At 69.8% G+C, this 18,736-nt stretch carries 28 protein-coding genes; 27 read left to right on the top strand and 1 reads right to left on the bottom strand.

Annotated elements, in window-relative coordinates; translation table 11 throughout:
* Positions 1-16 precede the first annotated feature (16 nt).
* The 25 genes from rplV (at position 17) to truA (ending at position 14,909) form a co-directional block, all read left to right on the top strand.
* Positions 17-364 carry a 50S ribosomal protein L22 gene (rplV, locus tag A3IG_RS0105605; protein ID WP_018382562.1) on the top strand — a complete coding sequence of 116 codons (348 nt, stop codon included), beginning with the start codon at positions 17-19 and terminating at the stop codon, positions 362-364.
* Entirely contained in the window at positions 364-1,197 is an 834-nt protein-coding gene (gene rpsC / locus A3IG_RS0105600) for a 30S ribosomal protein S3 (protein ID WP_018382561.1), read from the top strand. The genes rplV and rpsC overlap by 1 nt, the downstream gene beginning before the upstream one ends.
* A gap of 5 nt (positions 1,198-1,202) precedes the next feature.
* Positions 1,203-1,622: a 50S ribosomal protein L16 gene (gene rplP / locus A3IG_RS0105595; protein ID WP_018382560.1), complete on the top strand. Its 420-nt coding sequence runs from the start codon at positions 1,203-1,205 to the stop codon at positions 1,620-1,622.
* The gene (rpmC, locus tag A3IG_RS0105590; RefSeq protein WP_018382559.1) at positions 1,622-1,846 is read left to right on the top strand and encodes a 50S ribosomal protein L29; all 225 of its coding nucleotides are present in this window, start codon (positions 1,622-1,624) and stop codon (positions 1,844-1,846) included. Before rplP ends, rpmC begins: the two co-directional genes overlap by 1 nt.
* A complete protein-coding gene (gene rpsQ / locus A3IG_RS0105585; RefSeq protein WP_018382558.1) occupies positions 1,846-2,151 on the top strand; it encodes a 30S ribosomal protein S17 in 306 nt (101 codons plus the stop codon). The genes rpmC and rpsQ overlap by 1 nt, the downstream gene beginning before the upstream one ends.
* A gap of 134 nt (positions 2,152-2,285) precedes the next feature.
* A complete protein-coding gene (gene rplN, locus A3IG_RS0105580) occupies positions 2,286-2,654 on the top strand; it encodes a 50S ribosomal protein L14 (RefSeq protein WP_018382557.1) in 369 nt (122 codons plus the stop codon).
* Between the two features lie 3 nt (positions 2,655-2,657).
* Positions 2,658-2,981: a 50S ribosomal protein L24 gene (gene rplX, locus A3IG_RS0105575; protein ID WP_018382556.1), complete on the top strand. Its 324-nt coding sequence runs from the start codon at positions 2,658-2,660 to the stop codon at positions 2,979-2,981.
* Positions 2,981-3,544: a 50S ribosomal protein L5 gene (gene rplE, locus A3IG_RS0105570; protein WP_018382555.1), complete on the top strand. Its 564-nt coding sequence runs from the start codon at positions 2,981-2,983 to the stop codon at positions 3,542-3,544. The genes rplX and rplE overlap by 1 nt, the downstream gene beginning before the upstream one ends.
* Before the next feature lie 9 nt (positions 3,545-3,553).
* Positions 3,554-3,739, top strand: coding sequence for a type Z 30S ribosomal protein S14 (locus tag A3IG_RS0105565; protein WP_003948630.1), 186 nt, complete (start codon positions 3,554-3,556; stop codon positions 3,737-3,739).
* 319 nt (positions 3,740-4,058) lie between these two features.
* Positions 4,059-4,457, top strand: coding sequence for a 30S ribosomal protein S8 (gene rpsH, locus A3IG_RS0105555; protein ID WP_018382553.1), 399 nt, complete (start codon positions 4,059-4,061; stop codon positions 4,455-4,457).
* Positions 4,458-4,479: 22 nt separating this feature from the next.
* Positions 4,480-5,019 carry a 50S ribosomal protein L6 gene (rplF, locus tag A3IG_RS0105550; protein ID WP_018382552.1) on the top strand — a complete coding sequence of 180 codons (540 nt, stop codon included), beginning with the start codon at positions 4,480-4,482 and terminating at the stop codon, positions 5,017-5,019.
* 3 nt (positions 5,020-5,022) lie between these two features.
* On the top strand, positions 5,023-5,406 hold the full coding sequence (gene rplR, locus A3IG_RS0105545; RefSeq protein WP_026219923.1) for a 50S ribosomal protein L18: 384 nt from the start codon (positions 5,023-5,025) through the stop codon (positions 5,404-5,406).
* A gap of 43 nt (positions 5,407-5,449) precedes the next feature.
* A complete protein-coding gene (gene rpsE / locus A3IG_RS0105540; RefSeq protein ID WP_018382550.1) occupies positions 5,450-6,055 on the top strand; it encodes a 30S ribosomal protein S5 in 606 nt (201 codons plus the stop codon).
* A gap of 1 nt (position 6,056) precedes the next feature.
* Positions 6,057-6,239: a 50S ribosomal protein L30 gene (gene rpmD, locus A3IG_RS0105535; protein WP_018382549.1), complete on the top strand. Its 183-nt coding sequence runs from the start codon at positions 6,057-6,059 to the stop codon at positions 6,237-6,239.
* 1 nt (position 6,240) lies between these two features.
* Positions 6,241-6,696, top strand: a complete 456-nt coding sequence (rplO, locus tag A3IG_RS0105530; protein ID WP_018382548.1) for a 50S ribosomal protein L15 — start codon at positions 6,241-6,243, stop codon at positions 6,694-6,696.
* Between the two features lie 236 nt (positions 6,697-6,932).
* A complete protein-coding gene (secY, locus tag A3IG_RS0105525) occupies positions 6,933-8,249 on the top strand; it encodes a preprotein translocase subunit SecY (protein ID WP_018382547.1) in 1,317 nt (438 codons plus the stop codon).
* Positions 8,249-8,923, top strand: a complete 675-nt coding sequence (locus A3IG_RS0105520; protein ID WP_018382546.1) for an adenylate kinase — start codon at positions 8,249-8,251, stop codon at positions 8,921-8,923. Before secY ends, A3IG_RS0105520 begins: the two co-directional genes overlap by 1 nt.
* A gap of 343 nt (positions 8,924-9,266) precedes the next feature.
* On the top strand, positions 9,267-10,106 hold the full coding sequence (gene map / locus A3IG_RS0105515; protein ID WP_018382545.1) for a type I methionyl aminopeptidase: 840 nt from the start codon (positions 9,267-9,269) through the stop codon (positions 10,104-10,106).
* A 221-nt stretch (positions 10,107-10,327) separates the two neighbouring features.
* Positions 10,328-10,549 (top strand): translation initiation factor IF-1, encoded by a 222-nt coding sequence (gene infA, locus A3IG_RS0105510; protein WP_018382544.1) that lies wholly within the window; start codon positions 10,328-10,330, stop codon positions 10,547-10,549.
* A gap of 55 nt (positions 10,550-10,604) precedes the next feature.
* A complete protein-coding gene (gene rpmJ, locus A3IG_RS0105505; RefSeq protein ID WP_003956441.1) occupies positions 10,605-10,718 on the top strand; it encodes a 50S ribosomal protein L36 in 114 nt (37 codons plus the stop codon).
* Between the two features lie 173 nt (positions 10,719-10,891).
* Complete coding sequence (gene rpsM / locus A3IG_RS0105500) at positions 10,892-11,272, top strand: 30S ribosomal protein S13 (RefSeq protein ID WP_018382543.1); 381 nt, start codon at positions 10,892-10,894, stop codon at positions 11,270-11,272.
* Between the two features lie 93 nt (positions 11,273-11,365).
* Positions 11,366-11,770, top strand: a complete 405-nt coding sequence (gene rpsK, locus A3IG_RS0105495) for a 30S ribosomal protein S11 (RefSeq protein WP_018382542.1) — start codon at positions 11,366-11,368, stop codon at positions 11,768-11,770.
* A 269-nt stretch (positions 11,771-12,039) separates the two neighbouring features.
* Positions 12,040-13,062 (top strand): DNA-directed RNA polymerase subunit alpha, encoded by a 1,023-nt coding sequence (locus A3IG_RS0105490; RefSeq protein ID WP_018382541.1) that lies wholly within the window; start codon positions 12,040-12,042, stop codon positions 13,060-13,062.
* A 95-nt stretch (positions 13,063-13,157) separates the two neighbouring features.
* Positions 13,158-13,739, top strand: coding sequence for a 50S ribosomal protein L17 (gene rplQ, locus A3IG_RS0105485; RefSeq protein WP_018382540.1), 582 nt, complete (start codon positions 13,158-13,160; stop codon positions 13,737-13,739).
* 330 nt (positions 13,740-14,069) lie between these two features.
* Positions 14,070-14,909, top strand: coding sequence for a tRNA pseudouridine(38-40) synthase TruA (gene truA, locus A3IG_RS0105480; RefSeq protein WP_018382539.1), 840 nt, complete (start codon positions 14,070-14,072; stop codon positions 14,907-14,909).
* Between the two features lie 45 nt (positions 14,910-14,954).
* Here truA and A3IG_RS35000 read toward each other — a convergent pair whose 3' ends face one another.
* Positions 14,955-16,193 (bottom strand): hypothetical protein, encoded by a 1,239-nt coding sequence (locus tag A3IG_RS35000; RefSeq protein ID WP_236719266.1) that lies wholly within the window; start codon positions 16,191-16,193, stop codon positions 14,955-14,957.
* 66 nt (positions 16,194-16,259) lie between these two features.
* Here A3IG_RS35000 and A3IG_RS0105470 point away from each other — a divergent pair, with 66 nt between their 5' ends.
* Positions 16,260-17,975, top strand: coding sequence for an ABC-F family ATP-binding cassette domain-containing protein (locus A3IG_RS0105470; RefSeq protein WP_026219921.1), 1,716 nt, complete (start codon positions 16,260-16,262; stop codon positions 17,973-17,975).
* Between the two features lie 309 nt (positions 17,976-18,284).
* A complete protein-coding gene (gene rplM, locus A3IG_RS0105465) occupies positions 18,285-18,728 on the top strand; it encodes a 50S ribosomal protein L13 (protein WP_018382536.1) in 444 nt (147 codons plus the stop codon).
* Positions 18,729-18,736 lie beyond the last annotated feature (8 nt).

The raw sequence follows: 18,736 nt of genomic DNA, 5'->3' as shown, positions 1-18,736 counted from the left end.
GAGCAAGGGGACAGCGATGGAAGCCAGGGCCCAGGCGCGGTACATCCGCGTCACGCCCATGAAGGCCCGCCGTGTGGTGGACCTCATCCGTGGCCTGCCGGCCACGGAGGCGCAGGCGGTCCTGCGATTCGCCCCGCAGGCCGCGAGCGTGCCGGTCGGCAAGGTGCTGGACAGCGCCATTGCCAACGCGGCGCACAACTACAACCACAACGACGTCAACTCGCTGTTCATCAGCGAGGCGTACGTCGACGAGGGGCCGACCTTGAAGCGGTTCCGGCCGCGTGCCCAGGGTCGGGCCTACCGGATCCGCAAGCGCACCAGCCACATCACCGTGGTCGTCGCCTCCAGGGAAGGGACCCGGTAATGGGCCAGAAGGTTAACCCGCACGGGTTCCGACTCGGCGTCACGACGGACTTCAAGTCCCGGTGGTACGCCGACAAGCTGTACAAGGACTACGTCAAGGAAGACGTCGCCATCCGTCGGATGATGACGCACGGCATGGAGCGGGCCGGGATCTCCAAGGTCGAGATCGAGCGCACCCGTGACCGGGTCCGCGTGGACATCCACACCGCCCGCCCCGGCATCGTCATCGGCCGGCGTGGCGCGGAGGCCGACCGCATCCGTGGCGACCTGGAGAAGCTGACCGGCAAGCAGGTCCAGCTCAACATCCTCGAGGTGAAGAACCCCGAGGTGGACGCGCAGCTCGTCGCGCAGGGCGTGGCCGAGCAGCTCTCCTCCCGGGTGTCGTTCCGCCGGGCGATGCGCAAGGCCATGCAGGGCTCGATGAAGGCCGGCGCCAAGGGCATCAAGATCCAGTGCGGTGGCCGTCTCGGCGGCGCCGAGATGTCCCGCTCGGAGTTCTACCGCGAGGGTCGGGTGCCGCTGCACACGCTGCGGGCCAACGTGGACTACGGGTTCTTCGAGGCCCGCACCTCCTTCGGCCGGATCGGCGTGAAGGTGTGGATCTACAAGGGCGACGTGAAGAACCTCCGCGAGGTCCGGGAGGAGAACGCCGCCGCACGCGCCGGCAACCGCCCGCCGCGCGGTGGCACTGACCGTCCGCGCCGCGGTGGCGAGCGCGGTGGGCGTGGCCGCAAGCCGCAGCAGGCGCAGTCCGAGGCCGTGAAGGCCGAGACTGCTGCCGAGGCTCCGGCGGCTGAGGCCACGACCTCGAGCAATGCCGGAACGGAGGCCTGAGCACCATGCTGATCCCGCGTAGGGTCAAGCACCGCAAGCAGCACCACCCGAAGCGTTCGGGCATGGCCAAGGGCGGCACGGAGATCGCGTTCGGCGAGTACGGCATCCAGGCCGTCACTCCGGCGTACGTGACCAACCGGCAGATCGAGTCCGCTCGTATCGCCATCACCCGGCACATCCGCCGTGGCGGCAAGGTCTGGATCAACATCTACCCGGACCGCCCGCTGACCAAGAAGCCGGCCGAGACCCGGATGGGCTCCGGCAAGGGCTCTCCGGAGTGGTGGGTCGCGAACGTCAAGCCCGGTCGGGTGATGTTCGAGCTGTCCTACCCGAACGAGAAGGTCGCTCGTGAGGCGCTGCTGCGCGCCGCGCACAAGCTTCCGATGAAGTGCCGGATCGTCCGGCGCGAGGCAGGTGAGTCGTGATGGCGGCCGGAACCACGGCGAGCGAGCTGCGTGAGCTGACCAACGAGGACCTGCTGGTCAAGCTGCGTGAGGCCAAGGAGGAGCTGTTCAACCTCCGCTTCCAGGCGGCGACCGGACAGCTCGAGAACCACGGCCGGCTGAAGGCCGTCCGCAAGGACATCGCCCGGATCTACACCCTGATGCGGGAGCGCGAGCTCGGTATCGAGACGGTGGAGAGCGCCTGATGAGCGAGAAGAATGTGACTGAGGCAGCAAACACCGCCCCCGCCGAGAACGAGACGCGCGGCTTCCGCAAGACCCGCGAGGGCCTGGTGGTCAGCGACAAGATGGACAAGACCGTCGTGGTCGCGGTCGAGGACCGGGTGAAGCACGCGCTGTACGGCAAGGTCATCCGCCGTACCAGCAAGCTCAAGGCGCACGACGAGCAGAACGCCGCGGGTGTCGGCGACCGGGTCCTGTTGATGGAGACCCGGCCGCTGTCCGCGACCAAGCGCTGGCGCGTCGTCGAGATCCTCGAGAAGGCCAAGTAATCCCCACCGGGCCCTCCCCGACCGGGGAGTGTCCGCCCTGAGCCCCGTCTCAGGACCGTTCCGCCAGGCTCGGCCGAGGTTCCCCCACCGCGGGGGACCCGGCCGGGAACCGGCGCGACAATCAGGAGATAGATGTGATCCAGCAGGAGTCGCGGCTGCGTGTCGCCGACAACACGGGTGCCAAGGAGATCCTGTGCATCCGGGTGCTCGGCGGCTCCGGTCGGCGCTACGCGGGCATCGGTGACGTCATCGTGGCCACCGTCAAGGACGCGATCCCCGGTGGCAACGTGAAGAAGGGCGACGTCGTCAAGGCTGTCGTCGTGCGGACCGTGAAGGAGCGCCGCCGCGTCGACGGCTCCTACATCCGCTTCGACGAGAACGCCGCCGTCATCCTCAAGAACGACGGTGACCCCCGCGGTACCCGCATCTTCGGCCCCGTGGGGCGCGAACTGCGCGAGAAGAAGTTCATGAAGATCATCTCCCTCGCGCCGGAGGTGCTGTAACCGATGAAGATCAAGAAGGGTGACCTGGTCCAGGTCATCACCGGCAAGGACAAGGGCAAGCAGGGCAAGGTCATCCAGGCCTTCCCGCGCGAGGACCGGGTCCTGGTCGAGGGTGTGAACCGGGTCAAGAAGCACACCAAGGCTGGTCAGACCGCCCGTGGCTCCAAGACCGGCGGGATCATCACGACCGAGGCCCCGATCCACGTGAGCAACGTCCAGCTCGTGGTGGAGAAGGACGGCAAGAAGGTCGTCACCCGCGTCGGGTACCGCTTCGACGACGAGGGCAACAAGATCCGCGTTGCCAAGCGGACCGGTGAGGACATCTGATGACTGCTACCGCGACGCAGCAGCCGCGCCTGAAGGCGCGCTACCGCGAAGAGATCGTCGGCAAGCTGCGCGACGAGTTCAAGTACGAGAACGTCATGCAGGTGCCCGGCCTGACCAAGATCGTGGTCAACATGGGTGTCGGTGACGCCGCCCGTGACTCCAAGCTGATCGAGGGCGCCATCCGCGACCTGGCCACCATCACCGGCCAGAAGCCCGCGGTGACCCGGGCCCGGAAGTCGATCGCGCAGTTCAAGCTGCGCGAGGGCCAGCCGATCGGTGCCCACGCCACCCTGCGTGGCGACCGCATGTGGGAGTTCCTGGACCGGCTGCTCTCGCTGGCCCTGCCGCGCATCCGTGACTTCCGCGGTCTGTCCCCGAAGCAGTTCGACGGACGGGGCAACTACACCTTCGGTCTCACGGAGCAGGCGATGTTCCACGAGATCGACCAGGACAAGATCGACCGGGTCCGGGGCATGGACATCACCGTGGTCACCACGGCGACCAACGACGATGAGGGCCGGGCCCTGCTGCGGCACCTCGGCTTCCCGTTCAAGGAAGCGTAAGGAGTACTCGTGGCGAAGAAGGCCCTGATCGCGAAGGCCGCCCGCAAGCCCAAGTTCGGAGTGCGCGGGTACACCCGCTGCCAGCGGTGTGGCCGCCCGCACTCGGTGTACCGCAAGTTCGGCCTCTGCCGGGTGTGCCTGAGGGAGATGGCACACCGCGGCGAGCTGCCGGGTGTGACCAAGAGCTCCTGGTGACACCCTGGCCGGCGAACCCGCCCCGGCGCTCGCGTAGAGTTGTCGGAGGTCCGTCGGCCGTTACCGCCCGCGGTTCCGGGTCCGCGGTCGGCCGTGGTGGTCCTCGACCACCGGGGCCGACGGGGCCCGGGGCCGCCCGTTGAACTGACGCGGCGACGCCCGCCGGACCAGCCCGGTGAACTCCACCGGGCCCGGCGGGCGGTGCCCGCACAGAACGCTTACTACGCCGTAGGTCCCCGCACCGCACCCGTCCCGGCACAGCCCGGGGAGAGGGACGGAGCAGACAGGAAACCCCGGCGAGAGAGGCCCGAAGGCCATCATGACCATGACCGACCCCATCGCAGACATGCTCACGCGTCTGCGGAACGCGAACTCGGCGTACCACGACTCCGTCGTGATGCCGTTCAGCAAGATCAAGTCGCACATCGCGGAGATCCTCCAGCAGGAGGGCTACATCCTGGGCTGGAAGGTCGAGGAGGCCGAGGTCGGCAAGCACCTCGTCGTCGACCTGAAGTTCGGACCGAACCGCGAGCGCTCGATCGCCGGCATCAAGCGGATCTCCAAGCCGGGTCTGCGGGTCTACGCAAAGTCCACCAACCTGCCGAAGGTCCTCGGTGGCCTGGGCGTGGCGATCATCTCCACGTCCCAGGGGCTGCTGACCGACAAGCAGGCCGCCAAGAAGGGCGTGGGCGGGGAAGTCCTCGCCTACGTCTGGTAATCCGGGAAACGGAGGTAAAGCCATGTCGCGCATCGGACGGCTGCCCATCCCGGTTCCCGCCGGCGTGGACGTCACCATCGATGGCCGGACGGTCCAGGTGAAGGGCCCCAAGGGCTCCCTCAGCCACACCGTCGTCGCGCCGATCGAGATCGCCAAGGGCGAGGACGGCTCCCTGGTCGTCACCCGGCCCAACGACGAGCGTCAGTCCCGGGCCCTGCACGGCCTGTCGCGGACGCTGGTGGCGAACATGATCACCGGTGTGACCGCGGGGTACCGCAAGTCACTCGAAATCAGCGGTGTCGGTTACCGCGTGCAGGCGAAGGGCTCCGACCTGGAGTTCTCGCTGGGGTTCAGCCACCCCGTCGTCGTCAAGGCCCCGGAGGGCATCTCCTTCCAGGTCGAGTCGCCGACCAAGCTCCACGTGGACGGCATCGACAAGCAGAAGGTCGGCGAGGTCGCCGCGAACATCCGCAAGCTGCGCAAGCCCGACCCGTACAAGGCCAAGGGCGTGAAGTACGCGGGCGAGGTCATCCGCCGCAAGGTCGGAAAGGCGGGTAAGTAAGCCATGGCATACGGTGTGAAGATCGCCAAGGGCGACGCCCGCAAGGGCGCGGCGCTCAAGCGTCGCCACATCCGGGTCCGCAAGCGGATCTCCGGTACGCCGGAGCGTCCCCGTCTCGTGGTGACCCGTTCCAACCGCCACATGGTGGCCCAGGTGATCGACGACGTGGCCGGGCACACCCTGGCCTCCGCGTCCACCATGGACCCGTCGATCCGGGGTACCGAGGGCGCCAAGACCGACCTGGCCAAGAAGGTCGGGCAGCTCGTCGCCGAGCGGGCCAAGGCCGCCGGCATCGAGACCGTGGTGTTCGACCGCGGTGGCAACCAGTACGCCGGGCGGGTGGCCGCGCTGGCGGACGCTGCCCGTGAGGGCGGGCTCGTCTTCTGAGCCGGTTCCGTAGCTAGCGTCATTCGAAGAGAGGTAATTTCCCATGGCTGGACCCCAGCGCCGCGGAGGCGGCGCCGGTGGCGGCGAGCGGCGGGACCGGAAGGACCGGCGGGACGGCGGCTCTGCTGCTGAGAAGACCGCTTATGTCGAGCGGGTCGTCGCGATCAACCGCGTCGCCAAGGTTGTCAAGGGTGGGCGTCGCTTCAGCTTCACCGCGCTGGTCGTGGTGGGCGACGGCGACGGCACCGTGGGTGTCGGCTACGGCAAGGCCAAGGAGGTGCCGGCCGCCATCGCCAAGGGCGTGGAGGAGGCCAAGAAGCACTTCTTCAAGGTCCCCCGTATCCAGGGCACCATCCCGCACCCGATCCAGGGTGAGGAGGCGGCCGGTGTCGTGCTGCTGAAGCCGGCCTCCCCCGGTACCGGTGTGATCGCCGGTGGCCCGGTGCGCGCCGTGCTCGAGTGCGCCGGCATCCACGACGTGCTCAGCAAGTCGCTCGGCTCGTCGAACCCGATCAACATCGTGCACGCCACCGTGGCGGCCCTGCGTGGCCTCCAGCGTCCCGAGGAGATCGCGGCCCGCCGCGGTCTGCCCCTGGAGGACGTGGCCCCGGCGGCGCTGCTGCGGGCTCGCGCGGGAGCAGGTGCCTGAGATGGCCCAACTGAAGATCACCCAGACGAAGTCCTACATCGGCAGCAAGCAGAACCACCGTGACACCCTGCGGACGCTCGGGCTCCGCCGCCTGAACGACACCGTGATCAGGGAGGACCGTCCGGAGGTCCGGGGCATGGTCCACACCGTGCGGCACCTCGTCACGGTCGAGGAGGTCGACTGAGATGGCGGAGACCAAGCCGCTCAAGATCCACAACCTGCGGCCGGCTCCCGGCGCCAAGACCGCCAAGACCCGGGTGGGTCGTGGTGAGGCGTCCAAGGGCAAGACCGCCGGTCGTGGCACCAAGGGCACCAAGGCCCGCTACCAGGTGCCGGAGCGCTTCGAGGGTGGGCAGATGCCGCTGCACATGCGGCTGCCCAAGCTCAAGGGCTTCCGGAACCGGTTCCGCACCGAGTACCAGGTCGTCAACCTCGACAAGCTCGCATCCCTCTACCCCGAGGGTGGCGAGGTCACTGTCGAGGACCTGGTCGCCAAGGGCGCGGTCCGCAAGAACGAGCTCGTCAAGGTGCTCGGCACCGGCGAGATCTCCGTGGCGCTCCAGGTGGCCGTGAACGCGGTCTCCGGCTCCGCCAGGGAGAAGATCACCGCCGCTGGCGGCACCGTCACCGAGCTGAGCTGACGTCTTGGGCGAGCTCGCTGACCTGGCCGGGGATGCTCCTTCGTCGAGGAGCATCCCCGGCTTGTCGTTCCTAGGGGGGCGTCGTCGCCGGTAAGGTGGCGTGCGCTGTTATTTTCCGGGCGGCCCCAGTGCCGCCCGGGCCCGACTCAAGGTAATCGCCGTCAGGTGCGGCACTCCAGTCGCACCTAAGGACCGTCTCACCCTGTCGCAAAGGGCAGGGGGACGCAGGAGGCACCGTGCTCACCGCGTTCGCCCGGGCGTTCAAGACGCCCGACCTGCGCAAGAAGCTGCTGTTCACGCTGGGCATCATGGTGCTGTTCCGGCTCGGAGCGCACATCCCGGTGCCCGGGGTGGACTTCGAGGCCGTCATGTTCTGCGTCGACGAGACGAAGAGTTCGACGGGGCTGTTCGCCCTGGTGAACCTCTTCAGCGGCGGCGCGCTGCTGCAACTGACCATCTTCGCGCTCGGCATCATGCCGTACATCACGGCCAGCATCATCCTCCAACTGCTCACCGTGGTGATCCCCCGGCTCGAGGCGCTGAAGAAGGAGGGGCAGGCCGGTCAGGCAAAGATCACGCAGTACACACGTTATCTGACGATCGCGCTCGGTGTACTGCAAGCGACCGGACTTGTGGCGACCGCCCGCAACGGCAGTCTCTTCCAGAGCTGCCGTCGGGCCAACGAGATCGTTCCGGACGGATCGCTGTTCCGGATCACCATGATGGTGATCACCATGACCGCCGGCACCGCCGTGATCATGTGGCTCGGTGAGTTGGTCACCGACCGCGGCATCGGCAACGGCATGTCCATCCTGATGTTCGTCTCGATCGCCGCCGGCTTCCCGGGGGCGCTGTGGGCGATCAAGCAGCAGGGTGAGATCGCTGGTGGCTGGGGCGAGTTCATCGCGGTGTGTGCGATCGGTCTGGCCATGGTCGGCCTGGTGGTCTTCGTCGAACAGGCGCAGCGACGCATCCCGGTGCAGTACGCAAAGCGCATGATCGGGCGAAGGTCCTATGGAGGAACGTCCACATACATCCCGTTGAAGGTGAACCAGGCAGGTGTGATTCCTGTCATCTTCGCCTCGTCGCTGCTCTACATCCCGGCCCTGCTGGTGCAGTTCACGGAAGACAAGACCTCGGGCTGGGCGCTGTGGATCCAGGAACACCTGGTGGCCGGTGACGATCCGATCTACATCAGCTCGTACTTCCTCCTCATCGTGTTCTTTGCCTTCTTCTACGTCGCGATCACGTTCGACGCCGAAGAAGTGGCTGACAACATGAAGAAGTATGGTGGTTTCATCCCGGGCATCCGGGCTGGTCGTCCCACTGCGGAGTACCTGGCCTACGTACTGAACCGCATCACCTGGCCGGGTTCGCTGTACCTGGGTCTGATCGCCCTCGTCCCGACGGTGGCCCTGGTGCTGTTCAACGCGGACCAGAACTTCCCGTTCGGTGGAACCAGCATCCTGATCATCGTAGGCGTCGGCCTGGAGACCGTGAAGCAGATCGAGAGCCAGCTCCAGCAGCGCAACTACGAAGGGTTCCTCCGCTGATGCGAATCGTCCTTGTTGGACCGCCCGGGGCGGGGAAGGGCACCCAGGCGCAGTTCCTGGCCAAGGAGCTGTCCATTCCCCACATCTCCACGGGTGACCTCTTCCGCGCCAACATCAGTCAGGGCACCCCGCTCGGCCTCGAGGCACAGAAGTACATGAAGGCCGGCCGGTTGGTGCCCGACGAGGTGACCATAGGGATGGCGAGGGACCGGCTGGGCCAGCCGGACGCCGCCGCCGGTTTCCTGCTGGACGGGTTCCCGCGGAACCTGCACCAGGCGAAGGTCCTGGACGAGGTCCTCGCCGCTGAGGGGATCGCCCTGGACGCGGTGCTCGACCTCGAGGTTCCCGAGGAGGAAGTGGTCAAGCGCATCGCCGGCCGGCGGATCTGCCGGCGCGACAGCAGCCACGTCTTCCACGTCGACTACAGCGCCCCCCGTCAGGAGGGCGTCTGCGACGAGTGCGGCGGCGAGCTGTACCAGCGGGAGGACGACCGGGAGGACACGGTCAGGACCAGGCTCGAGGAGTACTACAACCTGACCGAGCCGATCATCGGCTACTACCGGGCGCAGGGGCTGGTCTCCACCATCTCGGCCCTCGGCAAGGTCTCCGAGGTGACCGAGCGGGCGCTGCTCGCGCTGCGGGAGAAGGCGACGGACGAGTCAGGGGCCGCCTGACTCGTCGTCGGCCGTCGGGCCCGTCCCGGGACCGACATGGTGGCCGGTCGTCCGGGCCGCTCAGGTAACTGGCCCACCTCGGCGACGCTGTCCCCGCCCGGTTCGCACGCCGCCCGAGGCCCCTCCGACTCCCTGGTCCGGTGGCCCCCGCCGGACCACCGGGTATCTTCCGGACGCGGACGCGGACGCGTGCCGCTCGCCCGGGAGGAGCGGGGGGGGGGGAACTGGTGGCCGACGGCCGCGGTGCCCTCCGGGGGCCGGCGGTCGTAGTGTGGACGGAGCACCCGTCGGCCGCGCGCGGTTGCCGGGACGGCGACCGGACTGGCTGGAGAAGGCGAGACGCATGGTGGAGATCAAGACCCCGGACCAGATCGCGAAGATGCGCGAGGCGGGTCTTGTTGTGGCGGAGGCCCATCGGGCCTGCCGCGAGGCCGTGGCTCCCGGAGTGACCACCAAGGAGCTGGACGAGATCGCGGCCAGGGTGATCAGGGAGCACGGGGCCAAGTCGAACTTCCTCGGCTACGGCGGCTTCCCCGCGACGATCTGCGCCTCGGTGAACGACGTCGTGGTCCACGGCATCCCCGACGGGTTGACCCTGCGCGAGGGCGACGTCATCTCCATCGACTGCGGGGCGATCGTGGACGGCTGGCACGCCGACGCCGCGATCACCGTCCCCGTGGGTGCGGTGCCTCCGGAGATCACCGAGCTGAGCCGGGTCACCGAGGAGTCGATGTGGGCCGGGATCGCCGCGGTCCGCAGGGGCAACCGGCTGGTGGACATCTCCCGGGCCATCGAGAACTACATCCGCCGCCAGCCGCGTCCCACGGCCGGTCCCGCGGGGAAGTACGGGATCATCGAGGACTACGGCGGCCACGGCATCGGGTCGGCCATGCACATGGACCCGCACCTGCTGAACTACGTGGACCGGCGGCGCGGCCGGGGTCCCCGGCTGGTCCCCGGGTTCTGCATCGCCATCGAGCCGATGGTCGGTCTCGGCACCCCGCGCACCCACGTGCTGGACGACGAGTGGACGGTCAAGACCAACGACGGCACCTGGGCCTGTCACTGGGAGCACTCGGTGGCGCTGACCGAGCAGGGCCCGCTGGTGCTGACCGCGTTCGACGGGGGACGGGCCAAGCTGGCGGAGCTGGGCATCGAGGCGGCACCGGACCCGGTGGCCTGACGCGCGCCGGCCGACGAGCGGGGCTCGTCGCTCAGGTGGCCCCGGGCCATCACCGACCCGGGTGACGTCCGGTGTAAGGATCACCCGGACCGGGCAGCCTATCCCGGATTCGTGTTTCCGAGTGGCGTGACGTAGACTGATGCGTCGGCTCACGCGTGCCCGCACGCCCACGTGCGGGAGAGCGTGTGCCGACCAAGGTAGCCGATCTCGGAAGGCGAAGCGTGCCCAAGAAGCAAGGGGCCATCGAAATCGAGGGCACCGTGATCGAGTCTCTGCCGAACGCGATGTTTCGAGTAGAGCTCCAGAACGGGCACAAGGTCCTCGCGCACATCAGCGGCAAGATGCGGATGCACTACATCCGTATCCTTCCCGACGACCGGGTCGTGGTGGAGCTGTCTCCCTACGACCTCACGCGCGGACGGATCGTCTACCGCTACAAGTAGATCTCGCCGTCGCCCCGCTGCGGGGTGTCGGCACGACCCGGAGAACCTCACATCCATGAAGGTCAAGCCGAGCGTCAAGAAGATCTGCGACAAGTGCAAGGTGATCCGCCGCCACGGCCGGGTCATGGTGATCTGCGACAACCTGCGCCACAAGCAGCGCCAGGGCTGACGCACCACCGCACTCGTCGCACCTTCGCGCGACGCAGCAGGTAACACCACGTACATACGCAGTCACCCGCCCCGCGAGGGGCGACACCCCCGGTCGGAGGCCGGGGACCCGGCGGTACAGCCACCGGGAGCGGTGCTGCGGAAGACCTCCGCATCGCAACTGGAGCCAGGCCCATGGCACGCCTCGCAGGCGTTGACCTTCCGCGCGACAAGCGCGTCGAGGTCGCTTTGACCTATGTCTTCGGCATCGGGCGCACCCGTGCCCAGGAGACCCTGGAGAACACCGGGGTGAGCCCGGACACCCGCGTCCGCGACCTGGTCGAAGAGGACCTCGTCAAACTCCGTGAGTGGGTGGACGCCAACTACAAGCTCGAGGGTGACCTCCGCCGCGAGATCCAGGCGGACATTCGCCGCAAGGTCGAGATCGGCTGCTACCAGGGGCTGCGTCACCGCCGCGGCCTGCCGGTCCGCGGCCAGCGCACGCACACCAACGCCCGCACCCGCAAGGGCCCGCGTCGCGCGATCGCCGGCAAGAAGAAGCCGGGCAAGAAGTAGTCCTCAGCAGTCACGACCGCATGGTCCGAAGTGCCCCCGCCGCCCGGGGTGTCCCGCTGAAGGACCGACCACCTCACAGGAGTTCTGCCGCTCATGCCTCCGAAGAGCCGCCAGGCCGGCGCCAAGAAGGTGCGCCGCAAGGAGAAGAAGAACGTCGCCCACGGGCACGCTCACATCAAGAGCACGTTCAACAACACCATCGTTTCGATCACCGACCCGTCCGGCAACGTGATCTCCTGGGCCTCCGCCGGCCATGTCGGCTTCAAGGGTTCGCGCAAGTCGACCCCGTTCGCCGCGCAGATGGCCGCGGAGTCCGCCGCCCGCCGGGCGCAGGAGCACGGCATGCGCAAGGTTGACGTGTTCGTCAAGGGCCCCGGCTCGGGCCGGGAGACCGCGATCCGTTCCCTCCAGGCCACCGGCCTCGAGGTGGGCTCGATCCAGGACGTCACCCCGACCCCGCACAACGGCTGCCGGCCGCCCAAGCGTCGCCGGGTCTGACCGGCGTCGGGTCCGACCGGTGTCGGACCCAGCGGCGGGGGTGGTGACCCCGCGCCGCGACCAGGTGTAGCGCGCGGCCCGGCGGGTTTCCGCCGGGCCGCCGTACCCTTGCAGTAACCACACGGGCTCACGACCGTGCCCGGACGGGTTCGCGGTCGTGTCCACCACGGGCACCTCGGACGGACCGGACGGCGGATGACCGTCGGGTTCCGACTGACGGCCCAGGGCTCGGCGTCATATGGCGGGCGCCGAAGACTGGAGGAACACCCATGCTCATCGCTCAGCGGCCCACGCTGACCGAAGAAGTCGTTGACGAGTACCGCTCCCGGTTCGTGATCGAGCCGCTGGAGCCCGGCTTCGGCTACACCCTCGGCAACTCCCTGCGCCGCACCCTGCTCTCCTCGATCCCGGGTGCCGCCGTCACCAGCATCCGGATCGACGGCGTGCTGCACGAGTTCACCACCGTGCCGGGGGTCAAGGAGGACGTCACCGACCTCATCCTCAACATCAAGCAGCTCGTCGTGTCCTCCGAGCACGACGAGCCGGTGGTGATGTACCTGCGCAAGCAGGGCCCCGGCCTGGTCACCGCGTCGGACATCACCCCGCCGGCCGGCGTCGAGGTGCACAACCCGGACCTCGTCCTGGCCACCCTGAACGGCAAGGGCAAGCTGGAGATGGAGCTGACCGTCGAGCGCGGTCGCGGTTACGTCTCCGCCGTGCAGAACAAGCAGTCGGGCCAGGAGATCGGCCGCATCCCGGTCGACTCGATCTACAGCCCGGTGCTCAAGGTCACCTACAAGGTCGAGGCCACCCGTGTGGAGCAGCGCACGGACTTCGACAAGCTGGTGGTGGACGTCGAGACCAAGCAGGCGATGCGCCCCCGTGACGCCATGGCGTCCGCGGGCAAGACGCTGGTCGAGCTGTTCGGCCTGGCCCGCGAGCTCAACGTGGACGCCGAGGGCATCGACATGGGCCCGTCCCCCACGGACGCCGCCCTGGCCGCGGACCTCGCCCTGCCGATCGAGGAGCTGGAGCTGACGGTCCGCTCCTACAACTGCCTCAAGCGCGAGGGCATCCACTCGGTGGGCGAGCTGGTGGCCCGGTCCGAGGCGGACCTGCTGGACATCCGCAACTTCGGCGCCAAGTCGATCGACGAGGTGAAGGCGAAGCTGGCCGGCATGGGCCTGGCCCTCAAGGACAGCCCGCCCGGATTCGACCCGACCACCGCCGCGGACGCCTTCGGCACCGAGGACGACGCGGACGCCGGGTTCGTCGAGACCGAGCAGTACTGAGGCGACCCGCTGAATATCGGCGGGGCAACCCCGCCCCGCCGAACTGACACCGGTACCTGACACGGCCGGTGCAGACCTGGAGGAGAGACACAACCATGCCGAAGCCCACCAAGGGTCCCCGTCTGGGCGGCAGCCCGGCGCACGAGCGGCTGATGCTGGCCAACCTGGCCACGTCGCTGTTCGAGCACGGCCGCATCACCACCACCGAGGCGAAGGCCCGTCGGCTGCGCCCGGTGGCCGAGCGCCTGATCACCAAGGCCAGGCGCGGCGACCTGCACGCCCGTCGCCAGGTGCTCGCGGTCATCCGGGACAAGGGTGTGGTGCACACCCTGTTCACCGAGATCGGTCCCCGGTTCGAGAACCGTCCGGGTGGCTACACGCGCATCACCAAGATCGGTCCCCGTCGTGGCGACAACGCCCCGATGGCCGTGATCGAGCTGGTCGAGGCGCTGACCGTGCAGCAGGAGGCGGTGGGTGAGGCCGAGGCCGCGACCAAGCGCGCGGTCAAGGAGGACGCCACGAAGAAGTCCGCCAAGGAGGCAGCCGGCGAGGAGGCCCTGAAGGGCCTGGAGAAGCCGGAGTCCGCCGAGGAGGACCACACCTCGGAGCAGACCGCGGCGGCCACGAGTGAGTCCCAGGCCGAGGGCGACAACGGCGAGAACAGCGACAAGGGCTGAGGCGTCCGGCGCCGCGCCGGCGGCCGGTCGGCCCGTGGGCCCGCTTCCCCGTCCGGGGGAGCGGGCCCACTGCTGTTGTGGCGCCCGTCCGTGCCGTGGCTCACCGAGCGGGGGCACCGGTGCAACGGTGACCGGGCGGGAACGGCGGGCGGCGTCGGCGACCGCTGCGGCGTCGGGGATGCTTGTTCGCACGGAACGTGCGTGGCGCCGGGAGCCACGACGACCGGGGCGGGTGACCCCCGGCTCGGCGACGGTCCCGGTGGCAGGAGTGGCACCGGCGGGAGAAGAGACATCGGTGCGGAAGAGGCACCGGCGGCATCAGGGGTAGAGGTGGCTGAGGTACGAGTCCGGCTGGACCTGGGGTATGACGGTCGGGAGTTCTCCGGCTGGGCGCGGCAGCACGGCCGGCGCACCGTCCAGGGCGAACTGGAGGAGGCGCTGCGCACGGTGCTGCGGCGGGACGAGCCGGTGGAGCTGACCGTCGCCGGCCGCACCGACGCGGGGGTGCACGCCCGGGGTCAGGTGGCGCACCTGGACCTGGACCTGGAGACGTGGACGGCGCACCGGGACAAGCTGCTGCGGCGGCTCGCGGGGCGGCTGCCCAGGGACGTGCGGGTGTGGCGGGTCTCCGAGGCCCCCGCGGGGTTCGACGCCCGGTTCTCGGCGATCTGGCGCCGCTACGCCTACCGGGTCTGTGACCATCCGGGCGGGGTGGACCCGCTGCACCGGGGGCACGTGCTGTGGTACGAGCGGCCCCTGGACGTGGACGCGATGAACGAGGCCGCCGAGCGGCTGCTCGGTGAGCACGACTTCGCCGCCTACTGCAAGCGGCGGGACGGGGCGACCACCATCAGGGCGCTGCGGGAACTGGCCTGGCACCGCGCGGCGCCCGGGGCCAGGGACGCCGGCCTCGTGGTGGCCACAGTCCGGGCGGACGCGTTCTGCCACAACATGGTGCGGGCGCTGGTCGGGGCGCTGCTGCTGGTCGGGGACGGGCGGCGGCCGGTGGCGTTCCCCGGTCAGGTGCTGGCCGGCCGGGTGAGGCACTCGGCGGTCAACGTGGTCCGTCCGCACGGCCTGACCCTCGAGGAGGTCGGGTACCCGGCGGACGACCAGTTGGCCGCGCGTTCCGTCGAGGCGAGGAACAGGCGGGTGCTGGGGGCGGTCTGACCCGTCCCGCCCGGGGCGCCAGGGGTTCCGACGGGCCCCGGGTGGCTACTGCGCGGCCTTGGTCGCGGCGTCCTTGCCGCGTTGGACGAGTTGGTTGAAGGCGAGCCGGCCGGCGTCCCGGCCGGCCCGCTGGGTGCCGTCGTCGCTGCTGGCCGCGGTGCCGTCCGAGGGGCCGGCGATGGTGAAGTACGCGTAACGGCCGACGGCGTTGCTGGTGCGCCAGCAGGCCACCGGGCGGCAGAAGGTGTCGACGCCGTGGCCGGAGAGCGCCGCGATGTTGCCCTTGGCCTGCTTGCGCGCCTTGTCCGCGTCGGCCTTGGTGTCGAACACGGCGACCCCCACCGTGACCGCGACGTCCCCGCGGAGGTAGGTGGCGCGCAGCAGCCGGGTGCAGCCGTTGGAGTCGAGCACGGCCCCGAGACCGCCCTGGGTGGGGGCGGCGCAGTCGGTGGTGTCGGCGGTGCCCGCCTTGTCGTAGCTGCGGTCGCCGATGCTCATGCCCTTGCCCGGGAAGAGCGTGCGCAGGGTGAGCGGGGCCGTGTCCTTCTCGGCGCTGGATATGTAGGACAGGGGGTTGGGCGGCGGCGGCTGGGTGACCTCGGGGAACTCCGGTTCCGGCAGGTCGTCCTCGGTGGCCGGGGCGGTGGGGGCGGGGGTGGGTTCGGCCTGGGTGGTGTCGTCGCTGCTGCGGGTGATGGCCACGGCGACGAGGCCGGCGAGGGCCGCCGCGGCGAGGACTCCGCCGCCGATGACGAGCAGGCGGCGCCTGCGGGCGCGGGCGTCGTTCCGGGCAGCGAGGGCGTCCCAGTCGGGTTCGTCGCGGGCGGCCCTGCCCAGGGGGTCCTGTGGGGCGGTCCAGCCGGCGGCGTAGGTCTGGTTGGAGTCCTGTCCCGGTGGCTGCGCCGGGGGTGGTGCCGCTCCTGGCTGCTGGTCGGGCTGGGGCTGGCCCTGCTGCCACGCCCCGGGCTGGCCCGGGGCGCCGGGCTGCGGCTGCCCCGGGTACGGGCCCTGCCCGCTGTGTCCCTGCCCGCTGTGTCCCTGCCCGTAGGGGGCCTGTCCGTACGGGTCCTGCTGGGGACCGCCGGGCGGGTTCTGGTGTGCCTGCTGGGTCAGCGGTGGTGTGGGGTCGGGCCGTGAGGGGATCACCGTGCCCTCGAGGACCTGGCGGTCGTCCCCGGGTTGGTGGCCCGCCGGTGGTGGTGCCTGGTGCGGTTGCCAGCCCTGACCTGGGTCCTGGTGTCCGTTCGGGCCTGACTGGGGCCCTGTTCCCCACCCGTTGCTCATGCCGCGCATCCTACGCAACGGAAAACCGGTTGGGCGCCGCCCGGGACCTGGTGACAATCCCAGGTCATGGGACATCTGGAAGTGGCGCACGTGGAGTACTACCTGCCCGACGGCAGGGCGTTGTTCACCGACGCCTCGTTCCGGGTCGGTGAGGGGGCCGCGGTCGCGCTGGTGGGGGCGAACGGGGCGGGGAAGACGACCCTGCTCCGGCTGCTGGCCGGGGAGCTGCGCCCGCACGGCGGCTCGGTGGTGGTCAGTGGTGGGCTCGGGGTGATGTCGCAGTTCGTGGGCGTGCGGGGGGCGGTGCCCGGGGAGGACGCGCAGGGGGTCGGCGCCGGTCCCGCCCCGGATGACGCCACGGTCCGGGACCTGCTGGTGTCGGTGGCGCAGCCGCGGATCCGCCAGGCGGCGCGGGCGGTGGACGAGGCGGAGTTGGCGATCATGGTCCAGGACGACGAGCCGGCCCAGATGGCCTATGCGCAGGCGCTGAGCGACTGGGCCGAGGCCGGCGGCTACGAGGCCGAGACGATGTGGGACATCTGCACCACCGCGGCGCTCGGGGTGCCGTACGAGCGGGCCCAGTGGCGGGGACTGGATTCGCTGTCCGGCGGGGAGCAGAAGCGTCTGGTGCTCGAGGCGCTGCTGCGCGGCCCCGACGAGGTGCTGGTGCTGGACGAGCCGGACAACTACCTGGACGTCCCGGCCAAGCGCTGGCTGGAGGAGGAGCTCCGGCAGACGTCGAAGACGGTGCTGTTCGTCTCGCACGACCGGGAGCTGCTGGCCCGGGCCGCCCAGAAGATCATCAGTGTGGAGCCGGGACCCGCGGGCTCTGACGTGTGGGTGCACGGCGGGGGGTTCGCCACGTACCACGAGGCCCGCGGGGAGCGGTTCGCGCGGTTCGAGGAGCTGCGCCGCCGCTGGGACGAGCAGCACGCCAAGCTCCGGGTGCTGGTGCGGAACCTCAAGCAGAAGGCGTCGTACAACGCGGACATGGCCTCCCGCTACCAGGCGGCCCGCACCCGGCTGCGCCGGTTCGAGGAGGCGGGGCCGCCGCAGGAGCCGCCGCGTGAGCAGCAGATCACGATGCGGCTGCGGGGCGGGCGCACCGGGGTCAGGGCGGTGGTGTGCGAGGGCCTGGGGCTGACCGGGCTCATGCAGCCGTTCGACCTGGAGGTCAGGTACGGGGAGCGGGTCGCGGTGCTGGGTTCGAACGGCTCGGGCAAGTCGCACTTCCTGAGGCTGCTCGCGGGGGAGGAGGTGGCGCACACCGGGGGGTGGCGGCTGGGGGCGAGGGTGGTCCCCGGGTACTTCGCGCAGGGCCACCGGCGGCCGGCCGGGGCCGTGCCGGGGCAGGGTGGTGCCGTGGCCGCCGGCGGGTCCGTTGCGCCCGGCGCGACCCTGGTGGAGATCCTGTGGACCGAGCACGCCAGGGACCGGGGTGCGGCGATGAGCGCGCTGCGCCGGTACGAGCTGGACCGGCAGGGGGACCAGCCGCTCGACCGGCTCTCCGGGGGGCAGCAGGCACGCTTCCAGATCCTGCTGCTCGAGCTGGGCGGGGCGACGCTGCTGCTGCTCGACGAGCCCACGGACAACCTCGACCTGGAGAGCGCGGAGGCGCTCCAGGAGGGGCTCGAGGCGTACCAGGGGACGGTGCTCGCGGTGACCCACGACCGTTGGTTCGCGCGGTCCTTCGACCGCTTCGTGGTGTTCGGGAGCGACGGGCGGCTCCGGGAGGTGCCGGAGCCGGTGTGGGACGAGGGCCGGGTGGTTCGGGAGCGCTAGGGGGTCGGTGTCGGCCGCCAGGAGGGGGTCCGTGGGGGCTTGGCCTCGGGGTTTCGGATCGGTGCGGCGGGCGACGTAGAATGCCGTGCACTGGCCGGGGCCACGGCACGTTTTGACCCTGGCTGCCACAGACCGGTATTCTGCCAGTTCGTTGTGCGTATTGGCTTGACTCGCCTGCGGAGAAGTCGGTGAAGAAGTCGGTACGCCGGACCACCCGTGCACTGACCGGCGGCAACGTCCTTTTGGCCGGTGTTCGAGTTCGGGCGGTCCTGTCAGGACCCACTCACTGAAGAAGCGAAGGCTACGACCGTGCGCACGTACAGCCCTAAGCCCGGCGATGTCCAGCGTCAGTGGCACGTCATCGACGCGACCGACGTCGTGCTCGGCCGGCTGGCCTCACAGGCCGCAACCCTGCTCCGGGGCAAGCACAAGCCGGTGTACGCGCCACACGTCGACACCGGCGACTTCGTCATCATCATCAACGCCGACAAGGTGCACCTCTCCGGTAACAAGCGGACCCAGAAGCTGGCGTACCGCCACTCCGGCTACCCCGGCGGTCTGCGCTCCGTCCGTTACGACGAGCTGCTGACGAAGTACCCGGAGCGGGCCGTGGAGAAGGCCGTCAAGGGCATGCTCCCGAAGAACACCCTGGGCCGGCAGATGCTGTCGAAGCTCAAGGTGTACGCGGGTGCCGAGCACCCGCACACCGCCCAGCAGCCCGTGCCGTTCGAGATCACCCAGGTCGCGCAGTAGTCCGGCCA

It is taken from the genome of Wenjunlia vitaminophila DSM 41686, assembly GCF_000380165.1.
In the GTDB taxonomy this organism is placed as follows: domain Bacteria; phylum Actinomycetota; class Actinomycetes; order Streptomycetales; family Streptomycetaceae; genus Wenjunlia; species Wenjunlia vitaminophila.
Note: the sequence above shows the minus strand (reverse complement) of the source record. Positions and strands in the feature narration are given on the sequence as shown.